We start from the raw sequence: 17647 nt of genomic DNA on the forward strand, positions 1-17647 counted from the left end.
TCCATCCCGTCGGAGGACCGTCATGCCCTTTTCCGAGGACGCGCTCCAGCAAGCACGCGCCGCCTATGAAGAGCACGCGCGCACCTGCCGCCAGTGCCACTTCGACACGGTGCCCTGCGCCGTCTCGAAACACCTCATGCGCGTGTACAACAACGCCCGCCGAGAGCAGGCACGCGCCAACTCGGCCGCCCGCTGAGCCCGTTACGGGTCCCGGGTAGCGTTGCCGACCACCGTGGTACGCCACGATGTGGTAATCACGATCATGGCAACGAGCCTCGGGACCCCAGGGGGAGCACACAGCATGGCGGGCACACGGTGAACGACACACGCGCGCGAAGCGCCTTCGCGCGGGACCTCGACGCCCGGCGCGCACGCGACTGGGCCCGGCTCGCCCTCCTCCTCGCCGCCTGCGCGGCCTTCACGGTCGTCGCGGGCGCCGGATCGGACGGCTGGCTCGTCCTCCTGAGCGGCGTAGGAGGCCTCTCGCTGGCCGGAGCGGGCCTGTGGTGGGCTCTGGCGCACCGAGGCTGGACCCGGCTCCTGGGGGCGCTCCTGGCGGTCCTCGTGCCGTTCGGCGTCCTCGCCCTCTACGCCTCCTCCGGGCTGTGGATCGTCGCCGTCTCCGCCATCGCCCTGTGGACCGCCGCCCTCGCCAGCGCGCGGTCCGCGCTGCGCAGCGTCCGCCAGCCGCACGCCAAACGCCGCAGGCGCGGACGCAAGACCCCGCCGCCCAGCCGGCCGGTGTTCATCATGAACCCGCGCTCCGGGGGCGGGAAGGTCGAACGCTTCGACCTCGCCCGCCGCGCCGAGGCCCTCGGCGCCCGCGTGATCCTCATCGCCCCGGACGGCACCACCGACCCCGAGGCCGAGGCCCGGCGCGCGCTCGCCGAGGGCGCCGACCTGCTCGGCGTCGCGGGCGGCGACGGCACGCAGGCGCTGGTCGCCGCCGTCGCCGCCGAGCACGACGTGCCGTTCCTCGTCATCGCCGCCGGCACGCGCAACCACTTCGCCATGGACCTCGGGCTCGACCGCACCGACCCCGTCACCTCCCTCGAAGCCCTCACCGACGGCGTCGAGTTCCGCGTCGACCTCGGGGACGTCGACGGGCGCGCGTTCGTCAACACGGTCTCCTTCGGGGCGTACGCGGAGATAGTCCAGAGCCCCGAGTACCGCGACGCCAAGGCGTTCACCGCCTTCGACCTCCTTCCCGACCTCCTCATGGGCGAGGCCGGTGCGACCCTCGGCGTCCACGCCGACGGCACCCGCCTGCACGCGCCGCAGGCCGTCCTCGTCAGCAACAACCCCTACGCGCGCGCGGATCCCTTCGGCGGCGGCCGGCGCCCCCGCCTCGACTCCGGCAACCTCGGTGTCATCGGCATCAAGGTCGAGGGCGCCGCGCAGGCCGCGGAAGTCGTCCTGCGCGGCGAGCGCGCCGGTGGCATCACCTCCACGAAGTCCGCCCGCGTGGAGGTCTCCGCCGACCGCCCCCACATCCCCGTCGCCATCGACGGCGAGGCCCTCGTCCTCCCGGTCCCCGTCGTCTGCACCCTCCGCCAGGGCGCCCTGCGCGTACGCGTACCGCGCCGCAGACCTGGCGCGACGTACTCCCCGCCGAACGTCGACTGGCGCAGGATCGTGCGCCTCGCGCTGGATCGGCCGGTGGGGGACATGGGGGAGGGGGATGAGTGAGGGTGGGGCGGGTACGCGTGCGTGCGGGTGGGGGCTCGGCCTGTAGCGCGTGCGCGCTGGGAACGCTGTCTCCCGCGCGCGCTGTTCCTCCCGCCTCCCGGAACCTTCCTCCCTGTCCTGGCCCCGGCGTGCGCCCGCGCGTTGCGTCCCGGCCCCGAAACCGCCGTCCGGAGAAACGACCATGCCCGACCCCCGCAGCCGTCTCGACGCCATCAGCCTGGTGCGCGATCTCGCAGCCCTCGACCAAGCCCTGTACGAGGCGGTGACCGTCACCAAGACGCCCACGCTGGACACCGCGTTGCGCCGGCTGTCCACGGCCGCCAACCACTCGAAGATCTCGTTCGCGGCAGCGGCCCTGCTGGCCCTGCGGCCGGGCAAGACGCGCCGGGCCGCGCTGCTCGGGGTCGCGGCCGTCGGGCTCGCCTCGGCCACGGCCAACCTCGCGGGCAAGAAGCTCGTACGACGGCCCCGCCCGCACCGCGCGGAGGACTCGCCGTTCCCCGGACGGCACGTGCCCATGCCGGACTCGGCGTCCTTCCCGTCCGGGCACACGGCGTCGGCCGTCGCCTTCGCCGCAGCCGTGAGCACCGCGCTGCCGGTGACGACCGTCCCGCTGGGGCTGCTGGCCTGTGCCGTCGGGTACTCGCGCGTGCACACGGGGGTGCACTATCCGGGGGACGTCATCGCCGGGGCCGTCCTGGGGACGGGGGCTGCGGCGACTGTGCTGGCGGTTGCGGGGGCGCGGCAGAAGTGACCTGGGAGGGGTTCCGCGCGCGGGTGGCACGGTTGGGGGTTGCCGTGCCGGCGCGGGAACTCCTGTACGGGCGTGAGGGTGCGGGTGCCCGATGTGTTCGTCCTCGCGGGTCTTGATGTACCCGAGGAGTTGAACCCCTTGGACGCGGGGGCCGGTTCCTGTGCTGCGGCCCTCTGAAGGAGTTCGGCGGGTACGCCCTCGGTCTTGGAGTGCCGCTGGGCATCCCCGCGGGCCGGCTCGCCGTACTCGTCGACGCCGAACTCCCTGCCGAGGAACCTTCCCACCACCCCGACCTGACCGACGCGGCGGAACTCCTCTGGGAGCTGCGTCGGTTGAGCCAGGAGCAGGTCAGACTCGTGAGGAAACGGCTCTCCGAGACCGCGTGAGCCTCACGCGGGACGGATCGCCCACCGCAGCGCCGACTCGCCCGCGTGCGCGATCGACTCCTCGCGGATGAAGGCGCCGGGCCCCGGTGCGTGGATCATCATGCCGTTACCCGTGTAAACACCCGTGTGGCTCAGGCCGTCGAAGAAGAAGACCAGGTCGCCGGGTTGCAGCGTGGTGACGTCCACCGCCGTACCGGCCTGCGCCTGTTCGGCCGCCGTCCTCGGCAACGGGACCCCCGCCGCCGTCCATGTGGCCTGCGTGAGCCCCGCGTTGTCGTACGACCCCGGCCCCTTCGCGCCCCACACACAGGGCTTGCCGATCTGCGCACGCGCGAAGGCGACGGCTTTCTCGGCCTTGGCGGTGGGGGAGGCCGCGGCGGCCGGGGCCTGTGGGGGGAGCGGGGCGGCGGTGGGCTGTGGCAGGGGGGCGGTGGGTGTGGCGGGGGCGGGGGCGGCGTATGCGGAGGTGGGGGCGGTGGGGGTCTGCGCGAGCGCGGGTGCCATGGGCGGGGCCGGTGCCTGCATGGCCGGTGCGGCCATGGTCTGCGGTGCTATGGGGGCGGCCGGTGCGGCGAAAGGCTGGCTGGGTGCTGCCATCGTCTGCGGAGCCATGGCGGCAGCGGTGAATCCGAGATCGGCGTTCGCCATCTGCTGGCCTGCCATCGGCGCGCCGGGGGATGCCTGCATGGGCATGGGGGCTACGGCCTGCGGGGGCATCGGCTGCGCGGGCTGCATGGGGACGGACTGGGCAGGCATCGGCTGTGCAGGCGCGGGCATGCCCTGTGCCGCCATGGCCTGCGCAGGCATCTGCTGCATCATCGGCGCAGCAGGCGCCCCCGTGGAGGGCGGTGCCATCAGGGTCGCCGTGAACGCCGGGTCGGCAGGCGCCTGGGGCATCGCTGCCTGTGCCGTCTGCGGTGCCATGAGCGTTGCGGTGAACCCGGGGTCAACAGGCATGGCAGGCGCGGCGGTTGCCATCTGCTGGGCCACCGGGGGCGACATCAGCGTTGCGGTGAAGCCGGGTTCGGGCGCGGGGGACGGCATGGGCGCGGCGTACGCGGGGGTCGCCGCAGCGGTCGGCGGGGCCATCAGGGTTGCGGTGTACGCCGGTTCGGCGGGAGCCGGGGTGGCCGACGGGGCCATGACGGTCGACGTGAAGGCGGGCGCGGCGGGCGCTGCTGACGCGGCCGGGGGTGCCATCACGCTTGACGCGTACGCCGGTTCGGGCGCCGAAGGAGCCATCACCGTTGAGGCGAAGCCCGGTTCGGGTGTGGACGGCGACATGAACGCGGGCGCCGGAGCCGACGGGGACATGACCGTCGACGTGAAGCCCGACTCGGCCGGGGGCATGGCGGCCGATGCGTACGCCGGTTCAGCGGGCGCGGCGGTCGGCGTCATCACCGTTGACGTGAACGCGGGTTCGGCGGCCGGCGGGCTCATCGGCGTTGACGTCAGGGCCGGTTCGGGCGCCGAAGGGGCCATCACGCTTGACGCGTACGCCGGTTCGGCGGCCGGTGCCGACGGTGACATGACCGTCGAGGTCAGGGCGGGTTCGGCGGCGGCCTGGGCCTGCTGGGTCTGCCAGGTCGACGTACCGGAAGGGTCGTACGCGGCGAAGGCGCCCGTCTCCCACGTCGGAACCGACGGGAACGCGCCCGTGTCCCGGGTGGCCTCCGCGGGGTTGTACATCGGGAGGGAGCCGGTGTTCCCGGCGGCGGCTGCGGGCGCGGACTGCGCGGCGGCCGTGGCCGGGAACGCGCCACCGGGCTGAGCGGCCGGAGAGGCGTACGCGGGGAACGTGCCGGTCTCCCACGACGGGACGGAAGGGAGGGCGCCGGTGTCACGTGTCGGATCGGCGGGGTTGTACATCGGCAGCGAGCCGGAGTCCCAACTCTGCGCCGGGGGACGGGAGTCGGGCGCCTGCACGACGGGAATCGGCCCGGTGGCCGTCGGCGAGGCCGGCATCTGCGCGGCGGGTGACGGCATGACCGGTATCTGCCCGGTGGCCGTGGGGTCCGGGGACATCTGCGCGGCGAGGGGCGCCATCACGGCCGTCTGCGCCATGGCCGAGGGGACCATGGGGATCTGCCCGGTCGCCGTCGGATCGGGCGACATGACGGCTGTCTGGACCATGGCCGGGGAGACCGTCGGGAACTGGCCCGTGGCCGTCGGGTCGGGAGACATCCGCACGGGCGGCAGGACCGCCGTCTGGGCCATGGAGGACGGGACGACCGGGATCGGTCCGGTGGCCGTGAAGCCGGGCATCTGGGCGGTCGCGGGGGCCGGGGGCAGGGCGGCGAGGGGCGACGGCGGGAGCGCCGCCGTGGCGGCCGGGGGGAGCGCGGGGGCGCCCTGCGTGGACTGGCCCGGCGGCAGCGCGGGCGCCGAACGGCCCGCAGCGAGCTCCTGCTTGCGCTCCAGGACCGCTTCGAGATCCTGGATGGTCGGCATGCCGTCCGGCTTCCCGGGGCGCCCTGGACGGCCGTTCGCGCGGTCGCGCGGGAGGACGGCGGGGACGGTCGGGCCGATCGAGTTGCGGGCGACGTCGAAGAGCTGCCGGGCGACCGCGTCCGTCTCGGGGGCCGAGGCCCTGCGCGCGCCCCCGCGAGGCGCTCCCGAACCGCCGCTGCGACCGCTGCGCAGCGACATAGCGCGGGTCGCGTTGAACGTGCCGCTGTCGGTCTCGGCGCGGTTGTAGAGCGAGGTGACGACCTGTTGGATCTCGGACTTGCTGGGCGCGGGCCCGTCCTGGAGGCGGGCGGAGTCGGAGCGTTGTCCGGGAAGTCCTGCACCCGCGGGGCCCTGGCCTCGGTCCGTCGCCATGGAGGACGTACTCCTTCCGTGCACAGCCTGCCGCCAGACGGCCGGCCCCGCCTCGCCGGGTCACCCCGGATTCGACGGAGGCCGCGCGGCCCGGCGGTTTCGCCGGAGTCGGTCGTGCGGCCCGGCGGTCAACTTAACCAACTTGTGTGACTGGCGTGAAGATTGAAGCGTTAAATGTCCGATACGGAGTCGTGACCTTCGTCTCTTTCGGGCGGGTGACCGGCGGTAACGCCCTCAAGTGGGGAGTGAGTTGCCGACTCTTGGGGAACAGGATGCGTGCTTCCCGATGCTTGCGGGATACAACTGGCTGTCATGCGTGTCGACTACTCGCCCGGCTCCCTGGGCACCGCGGCCTTCTACCGGCTGCTCACCGCCGTCGTCGTCCCCCGGCCGATCGCCTGGGTCTCGACCCTGACGGCGGACGGTACTACGGCCAACCTGGCCCCGCACTCGTTCTTCAGCGTCGCCTCCACCGACCCGCCGGTCGTCCAGTTCACCTCGGTGGGCCGCAAGGACACCCTCCGCAACGTCGAGGCGATCCGCGAGTTCGTCGTGAACCTCGCCCCGGAACCGCTCTTCGAGCAGATCAACGGCACCGCGACCGACTTCCCGTCCGGGGAGGGCGAGTTCGACGCGGTCGGCATCGAGCAGGAGCCGTCCCTCAAGGTCAAACCACCCCGTGTCGCGGCCTCCCCGGTCGCCCTGGAGTGCCGCCTCCACACGACCCTCGGCATCGGCAACTCCACCCTCGTCCTGGGCGAGGTCGTCCACGCTGCCGTCGACGAATCGGTGCTGGTCGACGGCCACCCGGACATCCGCCGACTCCGCCCCCTGGCCCGACTCGGCCGCGACGAATGGGGCCTGCTGGGCGAGATCCGCGACCTGTCCCGCATCGCCTACCGGGACTGGCCGAAGAGCTGACTCCGAGCCGCTCTCCGGGAGCCGACTCCTCTGACAGGATCACCTCATGACGACCCGTGACCCCGCAGACGGCTCCTGGCACTCGTTCCGGTCGAAGAACTCGGCCCTGTCGATCGGCTCGGTGAACTCGTTCCTCTCGATCGGGTCCGTGGGCAGCGCGCTGTCCATCGGATCCGTCGGGAGTTTCCTCTCGGTCGGCTCCATCGGCTCCTCCGCGTCCGTCCTGTCCGCAGGCTCCTGGCTGAGCGTCGGCTCGGCCCTGTCCGCGAACTCCACGGGCGAGGTCCTCGCGTGGCGCTCGCAGCGCCGTACGACGGCTGCGGTGGCCGTGGCGGGGCTCCTCGCAGTGGGCCTCTGGACGACCCGTACGCGAACCCGAGGCTGACCCCCCCCGCACAAGCTCCTGACCTGCGACGCCCCCCGATCCGGGGGGCGTTGTCAGTGGCGGCCGATAGCTTGATCGATGTCACGCCGATCTGGCGGAAGACATCCCTTGTGCTGCGAAGGAGCTGATGTGTCGTCGGATTCGGAGAACGTCCCGGTATGGGAGCGGTCGAGCACCGCCCGGGTACTCGCACCCGCCCGGCCCCGGAAGCTGGCCAAGGTCCCCTTCGTCGAACTGGCCGACGGCCGCCTCCAGGGCGTCGTCTCCAGCGGCTCGGACATCGGCCGGGTCTACGTCTCGTCGATCGCGGCGGGGACGTACGCGTACGGGTGCAGCACCAACAACAACCGCCCCTGCGGCGGCGCGCGGGGCTCGTTCTGCAACCACATCCGCGCGCTGGTGACTGAAGCGGTGCTCCAGTACGGCGCCGGGCGCGTCGCCCGCTACCTGCGCGTGGACGCCGACGGCGCCGCCGACGCGGGCGCGCTGACGGCCGTCATGACTGGCACGAACCCCGCGCCGGACCCGGCCAAGGCCGCCGCAGCCGTGTTCAGCCGCTTCCTGCGCCACCTCGCCTACCTCGAACTCGCCCCGACCACCGCCCCGTTGCCGGAGATGCAGTGGTTCCCGCCGACCCGGGCGGAGGCCGCCTGATGCGAGCCGACACCCTGGCCGAACCGGTCGAGGGCCTGGACGAGGCCCTGGCCGCCGTCGACGCCCTCGACCGCGCCCTCACGGCGGGCCTCCTGCGGCCCCGCCCCGCCCAGGCCGCCGACCTGACCGTCCTCGCGGACGCGCTCGCTGCCAGTCCCCTCGCCACCCGCGTCGCCGAAGCCACCGAGAAGGCCGCCGCGGGCACCGCAGCCGAGGACCACTTCCTCGCCCTCGCGGCAGCCCGGACGGCCCTGCTGGGGGCGGCACATGACGCGCTGGCGGGACGGATCGCCGAGGCGGTGGGACGGCCGACCGACGCAACCGGCGCGGGGCGGACGGCCGTTGACGGCGAGGCGGGTCCCGCGCGCGGGCACACCGGCGACGAGCCGACCCCCGCGCACGAGCCGGCACCCGACACCGCCAACCTCCGCGCCGCCGCCCGTGCTTGGCTCACCGACCTCGCCCGCGCCGGCTGGCAGGGCATCGACCACGAGCTGATCGCCGGTGCCGCCCCGGTCGTCTCCGCGCTCCTCGCGGAACCGGCCGTGCGTCGGCTCGCCGCCCTCCTCGACGGGTTCACCGCCGAACTCGCCGCCTCCTGCCCGGGTACGGCGCTGGAGAGGGTCCCGGCGCGGCGCTGGGGCGACCTGTGGGCGCGCGGGATGCTCCTCAGCGTCCCCGGCGCCGACGCGCAGGTCACGCCGCCCGGCACGGCCACCGGGCGCCTGCTGCCGCTCGGCGTCGACCTCCACGAGCACGCCACCGCCGTACAGGCGCAGGTGCACGCGGTGTTCGAACCGGCCGACGGCGGAGCGCCCCGACTGGTCCGCGCGAGCGTCTCCGCGCCGAAGCCCGACACGGTCGTCGGCGCGGGCGTGTGGCAGTTGCTGCGACCGCACATGGCGCTGCTGGCGGCGCTCGGCGAGGGCCGGGCGATGGAGCTGGACGGGATGCCGGTCACCGGCGAGGGCGACCTCCTCTGGGACGACGCCCACGCGCGCGTGGGGGAGCCGGCGGACGCGTTCACCACCGCGCGGGTCGCCCTGCCCACGGCGCTGACCGCCCCGACGGCACCCCTCGACCGGCACCCGGCGCAGCTCGCCGTACCCGTCCTCCTGGAGGGCTACACCGTCCGACAGGACGTGTTCGTCCTCGCCGGACAGCCGCTCGCCGTCGACGCCGACCGCATCCCCGTCGCGGGCCCGCTGACCCCGGGCGCCGTGGCCGCGTCGGGCGCCTGCATCGGGCTGCTGCGGTGGGACGGCGGACGGTTCGCCGTGCAGCCGCTGGCCGTCGAGACCCTCGTACGGAAGAAGCCCGTCGCGCTGCACGCGGGCGCGTGGGCCGGGGGGACCACCGACAAGGCGGGCGTGAAGGCGGAGAAGGCGGCGACCGACGCCGTGGCCGTGCTGCGCGAGCGCGCGGGAAGGCTGCTGAGGAAATGAGCGCGGAGATCGCCGAAGAGGCGTACGACAACCGGCGGCAGGTCCTGTACTGGCGGCTGCTCGCGAGGCTCTTCGACCCCGAGGAGCGACCCGCGCTGGAGTCCGCGAGCCTCGCCGTCGTCGAGGACATCGGACTGCCGCCCGCGCTCCTGGACCCGCGCGCCTCGGTCGACTCGGTCGTGCAGCGGCACCCCGCGCTGGCCGAGGAGTTCGACGGCCTGATGCTCGCCGACGAGCCCGACGGCGAGCGCGACCGGGCGGCCGAGGTACGGCGCGCGGCGCTGGTGTCGAAGATCCTGCTGAACGTGTTCGCGACCGGCTCCGGAGCCGTCGACGCCGGGCAGCTGGCGCGCTGGCAGGCGGACGCCGGATGGCTGGAGCGCGCCTTCGGCTGCAACCCCGGCGACCTGCGCGGGGGACGCCGAGGCGTCAGCCCGACCGGTACGGGGTTCGGCGGCCCCGACCCCGACCTGAGCCGGCTCGTCCCGCCCATCGGCCCCGAACTCGGCGCGCTGGAGGCCGACCTGGTCAGCCGTATGCACCTGCGCGAAGTCCTCGCCGACCCGAAGCTCGCCTCGCAGCTCACCCCCAGCATGTCGCTGATCGAGCAGCTCCTGCGGGACAAGAACAACCTCGACGGCGTCGCCCTCGCCAACGCGAAGGCGCTGATCCGGCGGTTCGTCGACGAGGTCGCCGAAGTGCTGCGCACGCAGGTCGAGAAGGCGACCGTCGGCGCGATCGACCGCTCGGTCCCGCCCAAGCGCGTCTTCCGCAACCTCGACCTCGACCGCACGATCTGGAAGAACCTCACCAACTACAGCCCCGAGGAGGAGCGGCTCTACGTCGACCGCCTCTACTACCGGCAGACGGCCCGCAAGACGACGCCGCAGCGCCTCATCGTCGTCGTGGACCAGTCGGGCTCCATGGTCGACTCGATGGTCAACTGCACCATCCTCGCCTCGATCTTCGCCGGGCTGCCGAAGGTCGACGTCCACCTCGTCGCGTACGACACGCAGGCCCTCGACCTCACCCCGTGGGTGCACGACCCGTTCGAGACGCTGCTGCGCACGAAGCTCGGCGGCGGCACCGACGGCACGGTCGCGATGGCGCTCGCCCAGCCGAAGATCGCCGAACCCCGCAACACGGTCGTCGTGTGGATCTCCGACTTCTACGAATGGCGCCAGGAACCCCTCTTCGCGAGCATGGCCGCCCTGCACCGCTCCGGCGTCAAGTTCATCCCCGTCGGCTCGGTGACCAGCTCCGGGCGCGGCAGCGTCAACCCCTGGTTCCGCGACAAGTTCAAGGACCAGGGCACGCCGGTGCTCTCCGGCCACATCACGAAGCTCGTCCACGAGCTCAAGAACTTCCTCACCTGACCAGCCAGAAAGGCCTCACATGTCCGACCTGCTGCGCGCCCCCGCCGAGCTCAAGTACGCCGAGGAACTGGACTGGCTGGAGTCGGCCGACGACGGCACCAAGCCGTTCACCTGGCGCCTGTCGCCCAAGATGATCCGCCTGTTCGTCCTCGGCTCCGAGCGGGCCGACGGACTGGACCGCGAGATCTCCCAGAAGTGGTTCGGCGACCGCGCCATCGTCGAGCGCGCGATCGTCACCCTCGCCTCCGACCGCGGGCTCCTGCTCATCGGCGACCCCGGCACCGGCAAGAGCTGGCTCGCCGAACTCCTCGCCGCCGCGATCTGCCGCAACTCCACCCTCGTCGTCCAGGGCACCGCCGGGACCACCGAGGACCACATCAAGTACTCGTGGAACGTCTCCCAGGTCATCGCCAAGGGCCAGTCCCGCGAGTCGATGATCCCCTCGCCGATCATGACCGCGATGGAGGCCGGCGCGATCGGGCGCGTCGAGGAGCTGACCCGCTCCACGAGCGACGTCCAGGACGCGCTGATCTCGATCCTCTCCGAGAAGTACATCTCCGTCCCCGAACTCGACAGCGACAACATCGTGTTCGCGAAACCCGGTTTCTCGGTCATCGCCACCGCCAACAGCCGCGACCGGGGCGTCAACGACCTCTCCTCCGCGCTGAAGCGGCGCTTCAACTTCGTGCGCATCCCGGTCGTCACGAACAAGAAGAGCGAGGCGGAGATCGTCCGCTTCCGTACGGAGGAACTCCTCCGGCGCCATCAGATCGAACTCGACGTCCCGCCCACCCTGTTGGACGTCCTGCTCCAGAGCTTCGCCGACCTGCGCGCCTCCTCGGCCGCCGCAGGCAGCGACGACGAGAAGCTGGAGTCCGCGCTGTCCACCGCCGAGCAGATCGGCGTCCTGGAGGACGCGATCCTGCACAGCAACTTCTTCGGCCAACAGGCCCTCACCGCCCACACGTTGGCCTCGTCCCTCGTCGGCTCCCTCGCCCGGCGCGCGCCCGAGGACCTCGCGATCCTCAACAAGTACCTGCACGGTGTCGTCGAGCCGCGCGGCAAGGAAGAGGGCGGCTGTTGGCCGGAGTTCCTCGAAGGCGGCCGTGCGGCGATCGCGACGCTGTCATGAGCGGGCCCTTCGGCGCGCTGCGCGCCCAACTCGACGACGCCGCCCAGACGTTCGCGGACGGCCCCGACGCCCTCGAAGGCATCCTGCGGGGCATCGTCGACGACGTCGACCGCGCGATACGCGAACCCCTGGAGATCTTCCCCGTCTGCCACCACTCCCCGGCCTCCGCGCTCGCCATGGCCCGCCGCCTGCGCGAGAAGCAACCCCGGGTGATCTACCTGGAGTTGTGCGAGGACATGGCGCCGCTCCTCACCGAGCTGCGCAACTGCCGCCTCCCCGTCGCCGTCCAGGCCTTCGCCGGCGAGGTCGAGGGCTTCCCCGTCGACTGGGCGCCCCTGTCCGTCGTCGCCCCGATCACCGAGGCGTCCGCCGAGTACCAGGCCATCGCCTACGCGCTCGACACACCCGGCGTCGAACTCGTCCTCGTCGACCGCTCCTCCGACCACGTCTTCCAGTGGGAGACCCCGCGCGGCGCCGAACCCGCGCCGGGCGACGAGGAGTCCGCCCTGCACGGTGACGCCGTCGGCGTCGAGATCGGCGATCTGCGGCCCCGGTTCGGCGAGTTGGAGGAACACCTGCTGCGGCACGGGCGGGTACGGCACTGGTCCGAGTGGTGGCACCAGTACGTCGAAGTGCCCCTCGGCGACGGCGACCACGACACCTACCGTCAGGTCATGCTCCTCATCGGCAGCCTCTTCCGCCGCCTCGCCCCCGGCGACACGCGGCGCGTCGAGATCGACGAGGACCGCGAGCGGTACATGTGGACGCGGATGCGCGAACACCTCGCGGCGAGCGGCGCCGACCCCGCCGACTGCCTGTACGTGTGCGGGGCGTTCCACGCGGCCAGCCGCGTCGCCGAGTTCGGGATCGCCGGCAGCGACACGTTCACCATCACGCCGCCCAGCGGCACGCGGTGGCGGCACGGCCTGATCCCGTCCAGCAACACGGCGATCGAGGCACAGTTCGGGCTCGCGTCCGGGTCGGTGTCCATCGCGGCGACGGAGTGGACGAAGAACCTCAAACGCAGCCGCGTGAAGCCGTACCGGCTGGAGGGGCAGGCGGGGACGGGGAAGGGCCGGGGCAAGAAGACCGGGGCGACGAGCCCTTCCGGGACGGCTGTGACGGCGACGGGACCTGCGGCTGCGGCGGTGACGGCGGGCGCCCCGGGAACGGCCGCGGTCGCGGGCGGTGTCACCCTGCCGACGGCCCCCGAGGCGACCGGACCGGTACCGGCCGGCTCCGCTTCGGCGCCGGGCGTGAGGCGGGAGGACCTGGTGCCCGAGGCGGCGACGGCCCTGCCGGGCCAGGTGCTGCCAGGGGCCGACGGCTCGGCGCCCGCCGACGTGGCCACGGCGAGCGCGTCCGCAGGACAGCCTGTGGCTCTGGCCGAGGCAGTCGGCTCGGCGCAGGCGGCGGTGGTCGTGGCGCCGAGTGCGCCCGCCGGCGCCGCCTCGCCACCAGTGTCTGCCACCTCGGCGCCCGCCACCCCCGCCCCGGCGCCGCCCGGCGCCCTGGGGCCCACGCCGGGAGCCACGGGCGTACAGCTCCCCGCCCCGCTGCCCGGCTCCGCTCCCGCACCCGCCGCCTCGGCCGCCACCGCCCCCGACCGTCTCACCGGCTTCCTCCAGCGCCCCCCGGTCCTCGACTCGCTCGACGAAGCCGAACTCCTCGGCTGGTCCGTCGACATCGTCCACGCAGCCCGGCGCAACGGGTACCTCGCCTCGACCGCCGACGCCATCGCCGTGTTCGAGACGTCGATCCTCCTCGCGGGGATGCGCGACCGCGCCAAGCCGACGCCGTACGACTTCCAGGACGCGGCCGTCACCTGCATCGAGAAGGACTCGGTGCCGGGGCGGCGGGACGTCGGCAGGCTCGTCGAGATCATGATGGGCGGCGACCGGATCGGGCAGGTCGGGTACAACGCGCTGCCGCCGCTCGCGCGCGACGTCCACGACAGGCTCGTACCGCTCAACCTGAAACTCCAGCAACGCGGCGTACAGCGCGCCCTGTTGGACATCGCCGGACAGCCTGAACTGGCCGCCTGCTCCGACGTGCTGTGGATCCTGCGCAAGCTGCTCCCGCAGGGTGCCGCGCGGCCGATCATGGGGGAGCGCGCGCTCGGCGAGCGGTCGATCCAGGAGTCCTGGGACCTCGCGCTCGGCACGCACCAGCGTGAGCTGATCGAGCTGGGGTACGAGGGCGTCAGCGTCGAACAGGTCCTGGAACAGCGGCTGCGCCGCACCGCGTACGCCCCGCAGGCCACCGCCGCGACCGTCCTCGAAGCCGTCGAGGACGCCACGCTCTACCTGCGCAGCCGCCGCCTCGCCGACGAACTCGGCACCCACGCGCTGGAGGTGCTCTCCCGGGAGCGCGGGGTCGACGGCGCGCCGGAGGTGCTGCGCCGGGTACGCCGCCTGCTCGCGTACTACCGGACCAGCGAACCGACGCTGCCCGGGTGGATCGAGTCGTTCGTCAAGACCGGTTACGCGCACTACTGCACGCTGCTGCCGACCGCGTTCACCGACGAGGACGCGACCGTACGGCAGGTCGCCGCGATGCTGGGCTTCCTGTTCAGCATGGAGAGCCTCGCGCTGTCCCTCGGCTGCGACCGTACGCAACTCGAACTCGCCGTCGGGCAGTCGCACCCCGAGGACACCGCGAAGACGGCCCTGCTGTGGGCGGCCCAGACCCACCTCGGCACCCTCCCGCGCGCCGAACTCTCCGCCCGCTGCGACACGTTGCTCTCCAGCCCGCTCGTCGTCCCCGCCTACCCGCGCTACCTCAGCGGCTTCCTGCACGCCCTCGAACCGGTACCGCAGCTCGCGGACTTCGTCGTCGAGGCCGTGTCCAACGCGTTCGGGCGGCTCCCCGACGCGGTGCTGCTGCCGTGGCTGCCGACACTGGTGACGACCCTGCGCGCGAGCGGCGCCGAACTCGCCCCGCTGCTCATCCGCGAGGCCGACCGGATCTTCCCGGCGCGGCTGCCGGCGCTGGACGCGTGGACGCCGCCGTGGCGGGAGGAGCAGGCGGTGCCGTCGGCACGGGCGGCGGCGTCGACGCTCCTCGCCGCGCACCCGGTGACCTGTGACGCGCTGGCCGGGCTGCTGGGGTGCGACGATCCGTGGCGGGCGGAGGAGGTACGGGGATCGGCACTGCTGGGCCGACACCCCGACACCGCACGGGAGTTGGAGATGCTGCTCAGCCGCTGAGGTCCGTCATGAGCGACCTCAGGCGGTCCGCGAACTCCCGGGGATACCTGGCGTATCCGACGTGGCCGCCCGGGAACTCGACGAGATCCAGGCCGAGTTGCGCCGCGAGTTCCAGGGCCGGGCGGTGGATGGTCTGGTCGCGGGAGCCCTCGCCGCCCGCGATCGCCAGGCGGCCGGTGAGCGGGGCGGTCGCGGTGAGGTCGGGGAGGTGGGTGGAGGAGGGGTGCAGCATGTGGGCGAGGAAGAAGTACGTGTTGTCGTGCGCCTCCGGGAGGTCGGGGGCCGGGCGTCCGCCGAATAGGGCGGACAGGGTCTCCATCGCGGCGGCCTCGCCCTGTTCGTGGAGCGTCTTTTGGGTCCTGTCGATCAGGGCGAGGAAGTCGTCCGCGTCCGGCAACAGCCGTACCGAGGGCGGTTCGTGGACGATCAGGGCCGCGATGCGGTGCGGGTGCAGGGAGGCGAAGTGCAGGGCCGCGAGCGAGCCCGAGCAGCTGCCGAAGATCCGTGCCGGTTCGTCCTCCGGTACGAGGTGGTCGAGGAGCCGGGCGATGTCCTCGCCGTGCTCCTCGATCCGCTGGTCCACCGGTGGGCCGGTGAGGACGCTGCGTGAATTGCCGCGCGGGTCGCAGGAGATGACCCGGTGGTCCGTTGCCAGTTCGTCCGCGAGGTCCGTGAACACCGCCGCGTCCGAGTTGCCGCCCGCGAGCAGGAGGAGCGGTGGGCCTTCGGTGCCGCGTACCTCGTAGTAGAGGGTCGCTCCCGGGGCCGGGAGGGTGCCTGCTCGGGCGGGTGAATTCATCGACTCCCCCAGTGAAGTGCCGTCACTCGACGTACAGTTACTGAACGCGTACTCAGCGTACGGGTGGCGTGCGTGATGAGGTAGGGGGACCTGATGGGCGACGGACCGCGCATCCTTCTCAACGCCGAGGCGTTCGGCTTCGGGCCGGCTGCGGCTTCGGCGGTACTCGCGGAGGAACTCCTGGCGTGTGGCGCCGAGTTGGGGTACGTCGGGGGTGGGCACACGCTCGATCTTCAGCACCGGCCGCCGTATACGGCCGTGCATGATGTCACGGGCCTCTCCGAAGCGGCTTGCCTCGACCGGCTGCGGGGGCTCGCCGGGGAGTACGACGCGGTTCTCACCTCCATGGACTTCGCGTTCGGGCTGACGGCCCGTCAAGCGGGGTTCCGGGTCGCCGTGTACGACGCGTTGACCTGGTTCTGGCCTTGGGTGTGGCCCGTCGTGCGGGACGAGAGCGTGCTGTATCTTGCGCAGGATTTCTTCGGGGTGCGTGAACGGGTCGCCGGGGAGCCGGAGTTGGCGGGGGCGCGGAGCGTTGTGGTGCCGCCGTTGGTGGAGCCCGGCGGTGGGTGGGTCGGCGGTGGGGATCAAGTCGTCGTGAATCTCGGGGGGTTGTGCAATCCGTTCTGGGAGGCCGCTGAAGTCGAGGCGTATGCGCGGCTCGTCGTCGCGGGGGTTCGGGATGCTGTGCCGGAATCGTGCTCCGTGCTCGTCGTGACCAGTGAGGGCATCGCGCGTGAACTCGGGTCCTCCGTACGCGGGGTGACCGTCGGGACGTATCGGCGCAGCGACGTCCTCGACCTCCTGCGCGTCGCGCCGTACGCCTTCATGACGCCCGGGCTCGGCAACATCTATGACGCCGCCGCGACCGGGGTTCCCACGGTGCTCCTTCCGGCCACCAACGCAAGCCAGGCCCGGCAGGCGGAAGTTGTCGCCGCGCACGGTTGCTGTGACGGGCTCGTCGACTGGTCCGACTTCGGGCTCACCGTCGACTTCGGGGACGGGGAGCCGGAGATGGCGGGCGTACTGACGTCCGCGCTGCGGGAGTTGAGCGGGGACTCCGGCGGCCGGTTCGCCCGCCGGGTGGCTGAGGCCGTCGCCGGGATGGGGGCGGGGCGGGCGGTCGGGCTGCTGGATCGCTTCGGGAGCGGAGGGGCGAGGGTCGCTGCTGCCGCTGTGGTGGAGTGGGTACGGTCCGGGGATGCCTGAAGACGCGCTGCTGGGACGGGTTCGGGGGTTGTGGGAGGAGTTGGCGGGGGCACGCTTTCCGCCTGCCGGCGGGACACGGGTGGTCGTCTCGCCGGGGTCGAGGCTGTGTCCGCCGGGCTGGGTCGGGGCGGTGTGGATCGGGGGTGCGGTGCTGATCACGGCGCCGGATGAGGGGACGGCGAGGCGGGTACCGCGTGACTTCGACGCGCTGAGGTCGGCGGGGGAGGTGCTGGGCCCGGCGGCCCTCGGCTACTTGCCGCCCGGCGGTCTCCGGGTCACCGCGACCGGGTCCACGACAGTCGCCTCACCGGAAGCGGTCCGAGCGCTCCTGGACGCCGTGGGGGACGAGGATGCGGGCGAGAGCGGCCTCGCCGACATCGACTCGCCTGTGTTCGCTGTCCACGACGGCCCTAGAGTCCTCGCCGCTGCCGGGTACGAGGTCTGGCCTGCATCGACTGCCCATGTCTGCGTCCTCACGGCACCGGAAGCCCGTGGCCGGGGCCTGGCCACCGAGGTGGCTGGCGCGGCGGTGCGGCATGCGTTGTCGGCGGGGTTGCTGCCGCAGTGGAGGGCGCGGGTGGGGGCGTCGCGGAGGGTGGCGGGGAAGGTGGGGTTTCGGGAGGTGGGGGAGCAGGTGAGTGTGCGGTTGGGGGAGGTGGGGTGAGTGGGTGTTCTCGGTGCGGCGGTGCGGCGGTGCGGCGGTGCGGCGGTGCGGCGGTGCGGCGGTGCGGCGGTGCGGCGGTGCGGCGGTGCGGCGGTGCGGCGGTGCGGCGGTGCGGCGGTGCGGCGGTGCGGCGGTGCGGCGGTGCGGCGGTGCGGCGGTGCGCGAAGGCTGGTGAGGGTATCCGCAGGGGTGTGCGTGTGG

The 17647-nt window shown here is 73.0% G+C and carries 15 protein-coding genes; 13 read left to right on the forward strand and 2 right to left on the reverse strand.

Features of this window, described 5'->3' with window-relative positions:
• Positions 1 to 22: 22 nt before the first annotated feature.
• The 4 genes from J8M50_RS21815 to J8M50_RS21830 all read left to right on the forward strand — a co-directional run bounded on the left by J8M50_RS21815 (position 23) and on the right by J8M50_RS21830 (position 2829).
• Positions 23 to 196 carry a hypothetical protein gene (locus tag J8M50_RS21815; RefSeq protein WP_010357842.1) on the forward strand — a complete coding sequence of 58 codons (174 nt, stop codon included), beginning with the start codon at positions 23 to 25 and terminating at the stop codon, positions 194 to 196.
• Between the two features lie 119 nt (positions 197 to 315).
• Positions 316 to 1689: a diacylglycerol/lipid kinase family protein gene (locus J8M50_RS21820; RefSeq protein ID WP_010357841.1), complete on the forward strand. Its 1374-nt coding sequence runs from the start codon at positions 316 to 318 to the stop codon at positions 1687 to 1689.
• A 181-nt stretch (positions 1690 to 1870) separates the two neighbouring features.
• Positions 1871 to 2443, forward strand: coding sequence for a phosphatase PAP2 family protein (locus tag J8M50_RS21825; RefSeq protein WP_010357840.1), 573 nt, complete (start codon positions 1871 to 1873; stop codon positions 2441 to 2443).
• A gap of 209 nt (positions 2444 to 2652) precedes the next feature.
• Complete coding sequence (locus J8M50_RS21830; protein WP_158002827.1) at positions 2653 to 2829, forward strand: hypothetical protein; 177 nt, start codon at positions 2653 to 2655, stop codon at positions 2827 to 2829.
• A 3-nt stretch (positions 2830 to 2832) separates the two neighbouring features.
• Here the strand turns inward: J8M50_RS21830 and J8M50_RS21835 are convergent, their stop codons facing one another.
• A complete protein-coding gene (locus tag J8M50_RS21835; protein ID WP_223786238.1) occupies positions 2833 to 5652 on the reverse strand; it encodes a C40 family peptidase in 2820 nt (939 codons plus the stop codon).
• A gap of 312 nt (positions 5653 to 5964) precedes the next feature.
• On the opposite strand from J8M50_RS21835, the gene J8M50_RS21840 reads away from it, so the two are divergent.
• From J8M50_RS21840 to J8M50_RS21870, 7 genes are all read left to right on the forward strand, one after another.
• The gene (locus J8M50_RS21840; RefSeq protein ID WP_010360879.1) at positions 5965 to 6573 is read left to right on the forward strand and encodes a flavin reductase family protein; all 609 of its coding nucleotides are present in this window, start codon (positions 5965 to 5967) and stop codon (positions 6571 to 6573) included.
• 46 nt (positions 6574 to 6619) lie between these two features.
• A complete protein-coding gene (locus J8M50_RS21845; protein ID WP_050987436.1) occupies positions 6620 to 6958 on the forward strand; it encodes a hypothetical protein in 339 nt (112 codons plus the stop codon).
• A 129-nt stretch (positions 6959 to 7087) separates the two neighbouring features.
• Positions 7088 to 7612 carry a hypothetical protein gene (locus tag J8M50_RS21850; protein WP_010360876.1) on the forward strand — a complete coding sequence of 175 codons (525 nt, stop codon included), beginning with the start codon at positions 7088 to 7090 and terminating at the stop codon, positions 7610 to 7612.
• Entirely contained in the window at positions 7612 to 9057 is a 1446-nt protein-coding gene (locus tag J8M50_RS21855; RefSeq protein WP_263303540.1) for a hypothetical protein, read from the forward strand. Before J8M50_RS21850 ends, J8M50_RS21855 begins: the two co-directional genes overlap by 1 nt.
• Positions 9054 to 10433: a vWA domain-containing protein gene (locus J8M50_RS21860; protein ID WP_010360872.1), complete on the forward strand. Its 1380-nt coding sequence runs from the start codon at positions 9054 to 9056 to the stop codon at positions 10431 to 10433. Before J8M50_RS21855 ends, J8M50_RS21860 begins: the two co-directional genes overlap by 4 nt.
• Positions 10434 to 10452: 19 nt before the next feature.
• The gene (locus tag J8M50_RS21865) at positions 10453 to 11565 is read left to right on the forward strand and encodes an ATP-binding protein (RefSeq protein ID WP_010360871.1); all 1113 of its coding nucleotides are present in this window, start codon (positions 10453 to 10455) and stop codon (positions 11563 to 11565) included.
• Positions 11562 to 14774 carry a DUF5682 family protein gene (locus tag J8M50_RS21870; RefSeq protein WP_010360868.1) on the forward strand — a complete coding sequence of 1071 codons (3213 nt, stop codon included), beginning with the start codon at positions 11562 to 11564 and terminating at the stop codon, positions 14772 to 14774. Before J8M50_RS21865 ends, J8M50_RS21870 begins: the two co-directional genes overlap by 4 nt.
• On the opposite strand, the gene J8M50_RS21875 is transcribed toward J8M50_RS21870, so the two are convergent.
• The gene (locus tag J8M50_RS21875; RefSeq protein ID WP_010360866.1) at positions 14764 to 15573 is read right to left on the reverse strand and encodes an alpha/beta fold hydrolase; all 810 of its coding nucleotides are present in this window, start codon (positions 15571 to 15573) and stop codon (positions 14764 to 14766) included. The two genes, J8M50_RS21870 and J8M50_RS21875, sit on opposite strands and share 11 nt — an antisense overlap.
• A gap of 93 nt (positions 15574 to 15666) precedes the next feature.
• Between J8M50_RS21875 and J8M50_RS21880 the strand changes: the two genes are divergently transcribed.
• Positions 15667 to 16782, forward strand: coding sequence for a glycosyltransferase family protein (locus J8M50_RS21880; protein ID WP_010360865.1), 1116 nt, complete (start codon positions 15667 to 15669; stop codon positions 16780 to 16782).
• A complete protein-coding gene (locus J8M50_RS21885) occupies positions 16775 to 17446 on the forward strand; it encodes a GNAT family N-acetyltransferase (RefSeq protein ID WP_223786239.1) in 672 nt (223 codons plus the stop codon). Before J8M50_RS21880 ends, J8M50_RS21885 begins: the two co-directional genes overlap by 8 nt.
• Positions 17447 to 17647 lie beyond the last annotated feature (201 nt).

Origin of the sequence: Streptomyces acidiscabies, from assembly GCF_020010905.1 — a bacterium.
In the GTDB taxonomy this organism is placed as follows: Bacteria; Actinomycetota; Actinomycetes; order Streptomycetales; family Streptomycetaceae; genus Streptomyces; species Streptomyces acidiscabies.